Genomic DNA, 11,344 nt, shown 5'->3' with positions numbered 1-11,344 from the left:
ATAACATTTAGTCTATGAAAGTTACTACTCTAAAAGATATTGCTAATGAATTAGGAATTTCTGTAGCAACTGTATCCAAGGCTTTAAAAGACTATCCCGATGTAAATAAAGGCACCAAGGAAAAGGTTCTTCAAACGGCTAGAAAACTGAATTATTCACCTAATCAATTAGCTGTAAATCTAAGAACTAAGCAAACAAAAACGATTGGTGTTATTATCCCAACTACGGTACATCATTTTTTTTCTAAAGTAATAGATGGTATCATTGAGGAAGCAGAAAAAAAAGGGTATCTCGTTATTATTCTTCAATCTAGTGAAAAACTATTTCTCGAAAAACTACAAGTAAATTTATTACTTGATAAGCGTGTAGATGGTATATTAATGTCTTTATCTAATAAAACTAACGAATTTGTTCACCTAAAAAAAGTACTAAGTCGAAATATCCCTTTGGTTCTTTTTGATAAAACAGAACCTTCTATATCTTGTTCTAAAGTACGCATCGATGATAAAAAAGCAGCATACGAAGCTGTTTCATATCTTATTTCCAAAGGACACAAAAAGATATCACATTTCAGAGGTGATCTTAATCCAAAAATTTCTAACGATCGTTTTGAAGGATACAAAGAAGCATTAGAAGATCATGGAATCACATATGATCCTTCGTTGGTATATCTGTGTAATAACAATACAGATTTTGAAGACGGATATAATAATGCAAAAAAATTAATCCATGAAAACCCCGAGGTTGATTCTATTTTCACAATAACCGATCTTGTGGCAATTGGTGCAATAAAATATTTTAATGAAAACAACATCAAAATCCCAGATGATGTAGCTGTTTTTGGATTTAGCAACTGGTTTATGTCTTCTGTTGTCTCTCCTACATTAACAACTGTACATCAACCTGCACACCAAATGGGAGTTGTTGCCACAGAGATTTTACTAGATGAAATAGAATTAAATAAAGAAAATAAACCTTGTCTTCATAAAGAGATCATTCTGCCTACCAAGCTTATTTTTAGAGAATCATGTTAATCGTTTTTTAATCTCTAAATAAAAAATCGATATTCCTTTGCAACCCCGAGAATTTAGTTCTTTTTACTGCAGATTTCTGAAACACCTTTGAAAATACTTCTTGTGTGATCTCTTCCCAGTCTTTTTTTGACATCTCTAGTAATTCTGGTTTTGGATTAAAAAGTGGTTCATTGTGAGGTTTAGAAAAGCGATTCCATGGACATACATCCTGGCACACATCACAACCAAACATCCAATCATCAAATTGGTTTTTATAGCTATTAGGAATCTCTTCTTTAAGCTCTATCGTAAAATACGATATGCACTTACTGCCATCTACCACATAAGGTTCTACAATTGCTTGCGTAGGACAAGCATCAATACATGCTGTACATGTACCGCAATGGTCTGTAACGGGAGTATCATATTCTAAATCAAGATCTATGATAAGCTCTGCAATAAAATAAAAAGAACCTACCTGTTGTGTTAACAGATTACTATTTTTACCAATCCAACCCAATCCACTTTTTGCTGCCCACGCTTTATCTAATACAGGTGCAGAATCTACAAAGGCTCGCCCATGGACCTCGCCAATTTCTTCCTCAATAAAATGTAATAACTGCTTCAGTTTATCTTTAATCACAAAATGATAATCGGTACCATATGCATATTTAGACAGTTTGGGAGCTTCGGGATCTTTTTGTTTTTCTGAAGGGAAATAATTGAGTAGCAATGATATTACACTTTTTGAATCGTCTACCAATTTGGTAGGATCCAGGCGTTTATCAAAATGATTTTCCATATACCGCATCTCACCGTGCATATTTTGGTTAAGCCATTTTTCTAAACGCGGAGCTTCCTGTTCTAGAAATTCTGCTTTAGAAATTCCGCACGACAGAAAACCCAAGCGTTTTGCCTCGGATTTGATACGTTGAGTGTATTTGGTTTTAGAATTCAATTACACTTCTTCTTTATGTTCAATTTGTTTTTCTGGGTACTTATTCATGATTTGGATTCCTTTCTGTATCACAAGAGATGTAGGCAAAGTTATGTTTTCGCCTCGATCTGTAACCATAAAAAGATAAAATCCTGTAATATCTTTCACTTCTCCGGTCCAATCAAAATCTTTATCCAAAATCCGTATCCTATCTCCTATCCTAACTGGGTGACTAAAAAATAAAATAATGCTTGCGGTAAGATTAGATAAGATTGACCATTGTGCAAAAAAAGCAATTCCCAATACTGCTAAAACCGAAGAAATAAAAACACTAAATTGTTTAAGTTCTACTCCCCAGATAATCACTAAAGCTGTCCCTGCAATAAGGTAATGAAGTAAGTTAGACAGGTTACGTATTAGTTTTCTTCTATCGGCATTTATAGATTTTAATTTTGCAAACTTTTTGATTACTCTTTTTGTAATTAATAGCACAAAAAATAATAGTATCAATACTATTATGGACAATAAAATTTCATTTCTAAAAGCGATCATCATTTAGTTTATTAGCGTATTGCATATTTGTTCTAGCAAAAATACGCAAAGAAGTTGTTTAAACTTTTTTCAATTCGCTCTTTTAAATACAAAATCATCATTTCCTCCATCAGTAAGTGTAAGTATATCACCTTGTAATTTATATGAAAACACATCCTTTGGAGGAGGAAAAGTTCCTTCTATCAATTTTATGGTATTATCTGTAATTTCTTCACTGTCCCCACTTACACATAACTTAGTCCCATTTTGAACAACTACCATCGAATTTACAGTCACAATGGTCTCTTTGTCAAATTTTAGTGTTGTTGCTTTTTTATCACAACCTATCAGAACACTCCCTACATTTAAATTGTAGCCTTGTTCTGTTGTGCTTTCTAAAATCCACGTACCAATAACAGTATCATTATTAGGATTTGGATTTGGATCATTATCGCTTGAGCACGATGATATCATAATTGCCAACATGGCAAATATGGAGATATATTTTTTCATAATTATCTATATATTAAATGATTAACTTTTATTCACTAACTTTTTAATACTAAAAAAAGTATTATTTGTACATCTATTATTTTTTTTATCCTAAAAACCAGAGTACCCTATTTGGCAATCTGGTTTTCTTTGATCTATTACCTAACTACATTTATAATTAAGCATAGTCTAATATGGGTTTCTACAAATCTCTGCGCATTCTCTTGCAGACAAACCAACACAGAGTATTTGCTTACAGTTATTGATTCTTCCTGCAAGGATTGATTTTTGTGCAATTTTACTCAGAACTTTAACCTTATTTAATTTAAGAATTTTCATGATTTTGATTATTTTAAAATTAGTATTCTGTGAATATTTAAAGACATCCTGGATATATCTACCTGCATGGTACTCGTACCTTAACCCATCGACAATGCCTTGCAGTTAATGGTGGAAAACCAACTGTATCACATATCCATTTCCATTGCCAACAGGTAAGTATGGGATCAGGAAGGTTTATATCTCCGCCTCCTATTAACTTTTGTGCGGTTTTACTTAGGGTTTTAATTCCTTCTATTTTTAAATTTTTCATATCGTTATTTTAAAAGTTTAATCTCCCAGTTCCTCTTTCTCCTGTAGCATAACAATCCCAACCCCAGAAATAATTATTATCTAACCAAACATTAGGATGTGATCTTACTGCAGTACCTCCAGTTGCAGCTACATTCTGTTGATATGGATAGGCATATACATCAAAAGTTGTAGGAAACCATCCATCAGTTCCTTTTAGGCATATGGTAGCAGATTGAATCTCAATCCAGCTCACCGCTTGTCCGGGATAACTGGTTCGGTATAAATAATAATCTGTTTGACCTCTCTCCCTATCATTTCCGCTTTTATCCAAATTACTAATACTATGATAACGTATTCCTTTACTTGTTCTAAATTTTACTGTAGCCTTTACATCGCCATCAGTTTCATTGTCTCCTTGAGATCCGGTTATCGTTTTAATTCTATAAAACCATTCTGTACTCACTCCTTTTTCATTATTAACAGCAAGTGGATTTTGTAATATATATTCAGTAACAGCTTCTTCAAATTTCGCAGAAGCTTCTTCTTCATTGATATCGGCACCATACCGCTCGTGTAATACAGGAAATACCTCGTCAGTATTTTCAACAATTTTGGTGTCGCTGTTACCTGTCTTACTCATAAAACCTTCTGTCTGATTCGAAATTTCTGTATTCAGGCTTTCTTCTTTTTCACAGGAAGCAATAGCCAATACGCATACGACCCCTACTACATACATTTTTAGATTTGTTAGTCTTTTCATTTTATTTAATAATTAGTTTTTTGCCTACTCTATTCACTTTTCGGCTACCGTGTTTACTTAAATCCAGATTATGCTACTCAAAAAATGGTTTTAGAAAGTATATTTCAGTTGTATTCAGAATCTAATTTCAGGAGAGTTTTGAGCTCCTCCTCCTCCATCAACATAATAGGTCACATTAGTATCCTTTTTTACTCTTATTTGCATTCTTGCTCTGGTCAATGACCATTTACCAACTTGAAGTTTTTTGTAGGTTCTTCCGTCTAACTTTTGTTTCTGTCTGTCTTTCCCAAACCAGCCAACACCATATCTAACTTTAATTGAAGCATCGTTTGGGGCTTTAAAAAAAGCAACCCCATTGGCATTAAAAAAGCTTTCCATAGTTTTCCATTTCCCCTTTTTCACAAATTTTTCCCTAATCGTGGCCATAACTTATTATATATTTTATTTTCTTGCTTACTCTATACACTTTTCAGCTTACGTGTTATCTAATACCAATTATTTTTAAGCTTTAATTCTGAACTATTAATAGCAGCTTTAATTACTGTTATTAATAGTTCTATTTTTATATTACATAAAGGCATATGTCTCCATATCCATAAGAATATGGGATCGTTGATTACGTTAAATTTTATATGAGAAGGTTAGGTTATGTAATATTCACGGTAATTTGATAATCTCCTAGATTCGAAGTGACAACACTATTAGTACTTCTTTTACCCGAAGGAAATGTAGCATTTACAATCCCAATTTTGTCATTCTCAATATCACCTCCTTCTAATAAATCTTTTCCCAGCTTTAAAAACCCTTTTCTAATCCCCTCTCCTGCTGTTTTTCGTTCTTGAGAAGTTAACTTAGACGAACTCGCTATTTTTGAAGACAATCCTACAGATTTACCAAGAATATCATGAATAGGATCAGCTTCATATCCATTAGTTGATATTTTAACTTGTTGTGTTTTGTGCAAATGAAGAACTACGTTGTGATTTAATGTGCGTTTTCCTTTATCCATACTTTCAAACAATCTCCATCGGCCATTAATACCAACATACAGATACCATTCATCCTTCTTTTTAAAAATTATTCCATCGGGATCTTTATCCTTCTTAAAAACAGCTTCTCGTACGGTAACAGTTACTTTTTTAATATGCTTAGCATCTATTCCTTCGGGGTCAGACCATCCTCCGCTAATTATTACTCCGTAATTATCTGATGGAATATTTTTTCCTTTTAGCGGAATCGTCACTCTTAACAATTTTGGATCATCACTTGGAAAAGGAGTAATTATTGGATTAATAGTACTCGCAATTATTTTCTTTACTTTGAATTTCGGAATTGAAGAAACTGATGGTTTTGGCGGTAGGTAGATGTCAAAAGTATAATTTTGATCGTTGATCTTTTGATTGATGTAGCCTCCTTTTTTATTTATATAAACGATCGCTTGACTAGCTCTGGATAGTCCTTTATTTCCAGAGAAAAGATCGGTTTCTTCACGAAAAGATATTACTGCTTTGGGCGGATGTATTTCGGACCTGTGTTTTCCGTTTTTAGGATGCCCACAGTCATAGATCCATCTTCCTGTAACTTGTATACGATCGCCGGGCATAGGTAATGACCATAATGGAACAAATTTAGAATCCCATTCGCATTCCATTACAGCAATCTGATTTTTAGCATCATACTTCCCATTTGCCGGACTATTTAGGTAAAAAAACTGTTTATCGGTTTTTACAAAATAGTTCCAATCATAACTATGATGCCACGGTTTAAGAGGAAAATCTGTACCCGATATTCTGCTTTGTGTCAAAACACCTTTTATTGTTCGTATCTGAGCTCTCGTTCTTGAATCTCTTTTTGCTGCTGAGACCCAGGAGGGAACAACTTCTCCAAATTCTTTTGTTAAGATTTTTGGCAAGATCACAAGCTTTAATGAATTGCTCTTCCTGCACCCACATTTAAATCCATTTCCATCATTTTCTGAAGAAAACACCGAATGTGCTTTTTTTATAGATGTTGGTAAGCCAAAATGCATTTCATGATTTTGCCTTATACTAATTACGGGAAACGAAATGCCTTGTTGTTGGTAAATATTTCTTACACTTAATGTCATGATTGATTTTTTAAGGTTCCAGGTTTTTTACTCTCGTTTCCAAATCTTTTAATTTATCCAACACGTCAAGGTTTCCTATCATCAACTTTTTGTGTACTATAAAATTTGATGTTTTAGAATCGAAAGTGGCGAGCAAATTGTTTGCAGATCCAAAGACTTCTATTTTTGTTCCTTGTAATTTTACCTTACTATTCGTTAAAACTATATCTGCCTGTTGTTGATTTGGCTGAAATACTTTACCTACTAATACCGGATTGATTTTTATCGCTGGTTTTGTCACTTTTGCCATAATGTTAATTGTTTTTGGGTATTGCGTTACTAATTATTTTTAGTTTATCGATTACATAACCAATAAAATACCAGGTTGCTAAAAAAGCAATACACTCAAAAGCAAAGCTTCCCAATTTGTAAAAAGATTCTGCTATCAATAGTGATATTCCTAGTGAAGGGATAAATTCTAGAGTAATTTCCCGAAACGTTAGTTTTTTTAAAATGCGATTCATAATTCTTAACTTTTATATGTTTTATACTCTTTATGGAAGAAAAAAACCGAATCTTAACACCTATAGAAGAAAAATTGTTTTTTTTATACCTTAGAGGAATAGAAATCATACCCAGTGGATCCATCCCTTATTGACATTTTAATTCATAGTAATCCTAAGGAAATAAGTAAATTATATTATTTACACAGGAACGCTTTTTTAAATTTTGGAAAAAAATATGGTGTAGACCAAGACACCATGGCCGATATCTATCAAGATGCATTTGTAGTACTTAGAAAGCAAGCAATACAAGGAAAATTGAAGGTTGTGAACAGCTCTTTAAAAACCTATTTATTTGGTATCGGTAAACGAATGATTTTTAATCATTATAAACAGCATAAAAATACAGTTTCACTAGAATCAAAACTTCATATTGCCAGCGAAAACATTGAAGAAATTGCATTTGATGAATCTGGTGAACTTTCTTTAGAACAGACACTATTACGAACTTTTTTTAATAAATTAGGAAAACGATGCCAGGAGATGTTAATATTATTCTATTATCGAGGACTAACAGTAGAAGAGATTGCCGAAAAAGAAGGATATGACAATACTAATGTGGTAAGTAGCCAAAAATCCCGATGCATTAAGCAATTAAGAGCAATGATTAATCCCCTTAAACAATGAAACCCCAGGATCTCATATCAAAATACATTCAAGGTACCTTAACAGTTGAGGAGCAACAGGAGTTTGATACCTTATTAAATATTGATCAAAATTTCAGAGATGAAGTACTATTTCACACTAATCTTAAAAAAGTAGTAGAACATAAAGATGATAATGATTTTAGGCATTTGCTTTCTGATCTTGAATCTAATGTTAAGAAAAAAAAGACTTTAAAATGGTGGTATGCAGCGGCGGCTATTCTTGTACTGTTAGGAACTACTTATTTTTGGAACACTAAAAAACCAGTGTCTAATGATGAGTTATTTGCTACTTATTTTAAGCCGTATAGAAATATTCTTCAACCTGTGGTAAGAAGTGGTGAACATAAAAATATGATATCTGTTGCTTTTAATGCTTACGAAAACGGTAATTTTAAAAAGGCTCTCGACGCATTCGATATAGTATTAGAAACTGAAGCAAATGACACCCTTCAATTTTATAAAGCAAATGCCTTGTTAAAACTCAATAAAGCTAAAAAAGCAATTATAATTTTAGAGAACCGAAATGAAATTAAAAACTCGTTTAGTGAAAAAAATCATTGGTATCTGGCCATGGCATATCTAAAAGTTGGCCAGCTTGACAAAGCTAAAGAACAATTAGAATTACTAATAAAGACTCCTGACAGCGAATATAAAAGGACAGAAGCTAAAGAATTACTTAAAAAACTTAATTAGTTTTTTTCTAAAAATCAAAATCAGAATCAAAACCAATATCATTATCCACCAGTGCACAAAATTTTGTGCTAAAGATTCGGTATTACCCGAGACTACAAATCCAGCCCAATAAAAAGGATGTTTTAAAGCATTATCTTTTACACTACCAAGATACTGAAGCTTTGCTTGTTGCAATGCTCTATCTTTAGCATATCCTTTTTTCAAACTTTTATAAAAATAGTTCATTATCACCGAGGTTTCTTTATCTGGTACTTTCCATAAACTCATTACTGTACTTTTTGCTCCCGCATAATGAAAAGCTCTAGACATACTCATTACGCCTTCGCCTTTTTCTAATTTTCCGAACCCCGTATTACAAGCGCTAAGCACAATCATTTCTGAAGGAATTGATAATCCATAAATATCAGATGCCATTAAAATATTCTTATTACCATTTTCAGAAAATATAAGCTTATTCATCATTGCATTTTTTTTATCAATCTCTGCATGAGTAGCTAAATGTAGTATTGAAGAGTTAGCAGTTTCAGTAATAAAATTTTTAACAGAAGCCTCTTCATCCAAATATGCTTTACCTTTCATCATTTTTGAAACACTCTTAATTTCAGCATAGCTTGAAGCAAAAGAATTATCATTTTCATATTTTGGTGCAAAACCACTCCATTTCATTCCTTTTGCAGTTTTTAATGACCTCTCTGTTAATGCTTTCAATACTGTTGCAGAACCTACATAACTTATAGCATATTCTTTAAGCATATATCCTTTTCCAGTATGCAAAACCTCAAAAGGAACATAATTAAGTACATTATCTGTTACCAATATTAGATTTTCTTTGAGGTCTAAATTTTTCAGCAAAGCTGTAAATATTCGTTTAGAATTTTCTTTAAGATCTTGTTGGTTAAGTATTTCTTTTCTCAATTCCTTGATTGATTTAGTCAGCTCATTTATTATTGGTAACCTTTTAAAATCAATAGTGTCATTATTTATGACGAAAACGTATAGGTCTTTCTCTCCCACAAAATATTCAACCAAAGTAGTATTTGTATTCAAATATTCCTTTTGTAATTGTGAAACTTTGATTGTGTGATCAGCATATTTTAGCCGATAATATTCAGGATAATCTCTTTCAATTTTATGTAATAAATCCTCGAGTTTCATACTATAATCTAATCGTAAACTCATGGTAGAATCTACCTTGAATGAATCTGTTTGAGTATGTAGTGATGTTCTAATAGAGGATAATTTTCTTTTCAGCATATTCTCCTGTTGTAATAGAGAATCAGGGACTCCGGCAATTTTTTTAAACTGTTTATCTTTTATCCCTGTTACCAATGCACTATTTCTATTAATTTCTGAAAACTGAAATGCTTTTTCCAAATATTTCTTTTGTTGAGTACTTTGAAATAAAACATAGCAAAGCTCGATTGCTTTATCAAAATAATCTGGATTTTTATGCCCTACATTTATCAAAGATCTATCAGTAGTATATTCCTTTTTGATTTCGCGAATATTTTGGATCATCAAATCCATGTTTTCATACGATTCCTCAATTGATCTTATTGTATTTGAATTTGTATGTTCGGTTAATGCGATACAATTATTAAGATGAATAGTTTCGACCATCAATAAAGGAAAATCATGTTCTCCTTTGGCATACAAGGCAAAATGTTTTTGGATTATCCCTAAAGCATTTTTATGATTTCCTTGTTTAAACAAAGCCTCTGCTAATAATAGCTCACTTTTTAAGACATACCTATGATTTTCATAAAAGTGATCCGAAAAATTAACGAATGCTTTAGTGTAGAAATCTGTTGCTTTTTTATACTTCTTTTGTTTCATATACATATCACCTATACCTTGGTAACACTCTGCTTCCTGAAACTTAGAATCCATTTTTTTACTTCTTCGTAATGCTTCTTTATAATATTTTTCGGCTTCTACATACTCGGCAAGCTTCACATAAGTATCAGCAATTGATGTTAGATTCTGTATCGGAAACCAATTATATACTCCATAAGACTTTTCTCTAACTCTCAAGGCTTTCTTATCAAAATCCAAGGATATCGCATATTCCTCTTTTAATTTTAGATATCTCACATACCAAGCTTGTATATTTGCAGTATTAAGATGATTTTCTCCATAGATAATCACTGCTTTTTTTAAAGCCTTATCGATATACTCTTCTGCTTTTTCTAAATCATTTTTCTTAGCATAAATACCACTAATAGCTGTATAAATATCTGTAATAAAACCCACTTCTTCACCTTGATTTCTAAGATCATACGTAGCCGATTTCTTATAGAATTCTATAGCCATATTATAATCTCCTAAGGCTTCATTTACAACTCCAATATTAAAAGTTGTTGTTGCAAGATCATATAAATTAGCTTTGTTTTCTAACTTAAGTTGATATGCTTTATTATAATAATTATGTGCTTCATTAAAATCTCCTTTCAATAAATAAGCACTTCCCAAATTATTTAATAATTCTGCTCTATTTAGATGTGAAATCGAATGCTCAGAAAAATTCAATGTTTTCTTTATCAATTGTATCGCTTCATCAAATCGACCAATAGTCCACAAAATGTTACTTCGTACGGTATATGTTCTTACAAGGTTATATTTAGGTAATGCCGATTTCTTTACTTGTTCTTTTAAAATCTCATCACTTACCTGTAATGCTTTTACAGTGTAACCATCCTTTCTATGAATTACAGCTTTTGTGTTCATTAACTCACCCCATAGACTATCGTTTTTTATTGTTGAAGACGTATAGTTTTTAATAGAAACATTAATTGTTTCTAATGCAGAAGGAAAATTATTTTTATAAATTTCGATATTAGAGATGTATAATTGTGATTTTAGATAGTTTTTAATATCATCTTTCTCTAAAAAATAATCTGAAGCAAGTTCAAAATGAAGTAATGCTTCTTTATAATTATACTGAATATACGCCGCAACCCCTTTTTGATATGCTTTATTTTCTTGAAGCGAAAATACAGATGAGCTTATCAAAAAACATAAATGAAAGATTAGTAATTTCTTCATTTAG

General features: G+C 31.9%; 14 protein-coding genes. 3 read left to right on the top strand and 11 right to left on the bottom strand.

The annotated features are described in order from the left end of the window. Positions 1 to 14: 14 nt before the first annotated feature. Positions 15 to 1,034: a LacI family DNA-binding transcriptional regulator gene (locus NNL09_RS11110; RefSeq protein WP_025666848.1), complete on the top strand. Its 1,020-nt coding sequence runs from the start codon at positions 15 to 17 to the stop codon at positions 1,032 to 1,034. A 7-nt stretch (positions 1,035 to 1,041) separates the two neighbouring features. Here NNL09_RS11110 and queG read toward each other — a convergent pair whose 3' ends face one another. From queG to NNL09_RS11060, 10 genes are all read right to left on the bottom strand, one after another. Then, positions 1,042 to 1,971: a tRNA epoxyqueuosine(34) reductase QueG gene (gene queG / locus NNL09_RS11105; protein WP_196911091.1), complete on the bottom strand. Its 930-nt coding sequence runs from the start codon at positions 1,969 to 1,971 to the stop codon at positions 1,042 to 1,044. Continuing rightward, positions 1,972 to 2,442 (bottom strand): mechanosensitive ion channel domain-containing protein, encoded by a 471-nt coding sequence (locus tag NNL09_RS11100; protein WP_241459847.1) that lies wholly within the window; start codon positions 2,440 to 2,442, stop codon positions 1,972 to 1,974. It abuts the gene before it with no gap. Between the two features lie 129 nt (positions 2,443 to 2,571). Continuing rightward, positions 2,572 to 2,994, bottom strand: a complete 423-nt coding sequence (locus NNL09_RS11095; protein WP_196911092.1) for a hypothetical protein — start codon at positions 2,992 to 2,994, stop codon at positions 2,572 to 2,574. A gap of 168 nt (positions 2,995 to 3,162) precedes the next feature. Continuing rightward, a complete protein-coding gene (locus NNL09_RS11090; RefSeq protein WP_196911093.1) occupies positions 3,163 to 3,312 on the bottom strand; it encodes a hypothetical protein in 150 nt (49 codons plus the stop codon). Positions 3,313 to 3,370: 58 nt separating this feature from the next. After that, a complete protein-coding gene (locus tag NNL09_RS11085) occupies positions 3,371 to 3,565 on the bottom strand; it encodes a hypothetical protein (protein WP_025666859.1) in 195 nt (64 codons plus the stop codon). Positions 3,566 to 3,574: 9 nt separating this feature from the next. Continuing rightward, positions 3,575 to 4,306, bottom strand: a complete 732-nt coding sequence (locus tag NNL09_RS11080; protein WP_196911094.1) for a hypothetical protein — start codon at positions 4,304 to 4,306, stop codon at positions 3,575 to 3,577. 114 nt (positions 4,307 to 4,420) lie between these two features. Then, positions 4,421 to 4,732 carry a hypothetical protein gene (locus tag NNL09_RS11075; RefSeq protein WP_196911095.1) on the bottom strand — a complete coding sequence of 104 codons (312 nt, stop codon included), beginning with the start codon at positions 4,730 to 4,732 and terminating at the stop codon, positions 4,421 to 4,423. 220 nt (positions 4,733 to 4,952) lie between these two features. Continuing rightward, positions 4,953 to 6,413 carry a hypothetical protein gene (locus NNL09_RS11070; protein WP_196911096.1) on the bottom strand — a complete coding sequence of 487 codons (1,461 nt, stop codon included), beginning with the start codon at positions 6,411 to 6,413 and terminating at the stop codon, positions 4,953 to 4,955. A 10-nt stretch (positions 6,414 to 6,423) separates the two neighbouring features. Then, a complete protein-coding gene (locus NNL09_RS11065; protein ID WP_025666863.1) occupies positions 6,424 to 6,702 on the bottom strand; it encodes a hypothetical protein in 279 nt (92 codons plus the stop codon). Positions 6,703 to 6,706: 4 nt separating this feature from the next. Next, positions 6,707 to 6,916, bottom strand: a complete 210-nt coding sequence (locus tag NNL09_RS11060; protein WP_196911097.1) for a hypothetical protein — start codon at positions 6,914 to 6,916, stop codon at positions 6,707 to 6,709. Positions 6,917 to 7,030: 114 nt separating this feature from the next. Between NNL09_RS11060 and NNL09_RS11055 the strand changes: the two genes are divergently transcribed. After that, positions 7,031 to 7,582: an RNA polymerase sigma factor gene (locus NNL09_RS11055; RefSeq protein ID WP_196911098.1), complete on the top strand. Its 552-nt coding sequence runs from the start codon at positions 7,031 to 7,033 to the stop codon at positions 7,580 to 7,582. Further along, positions 7,579 to 8,295, top strand: coding sequence for a tol-pal system YbgF family protein (locus tag NNL09_RS11050; RefSeq protein ID WP_196911099.1), 717 nt, complete (start codon positions 7,579 to 7,581; stop codon positions 8,293 to 8,295). Before NNL09_RS11055 ends, NNL09_RS11050 begins: the two co-directional genes overlap by 4 nt. Here NNL09_RS11050 and NNL09_RS11045 read toward each other — a convergent pair. Beyond that, positions 8,275 to 11,340: a CHAT domain-containing protein gene (locus NNL09_RS11045; RefSeq protein WP_196911100.1), complete on the bottom strand. Its 3,066-nt coding sequence runs from the start codon at positions 11,338 to 11,340 to the stop codon at positions 8,275 to 8,277. The two genes, NNL09_RS11050 and NNL09_RS11045, sit on opposite strands and share 21 nt — an antisense overlap. Between the last annotated feature and the right edge of the window lie 4 nt (positions 11,341 to 11,344).

The sequence above is a fragment of the Aquimarina sp. EL_43 genome, from assembly GCF_943422735.1.
GTDB classification, from domain to species: domain Bacteria; phylum Bacteroidota; class Bacteroidia; order Flavobacteriales; family Flavobacteriaceae; genus Aquimarina; species Aquimarina megaterium.
Note: the sequence above shows the minus strand (reverse complement) of the source record. Positions and strands in the feature narration are given on the sequence as shown.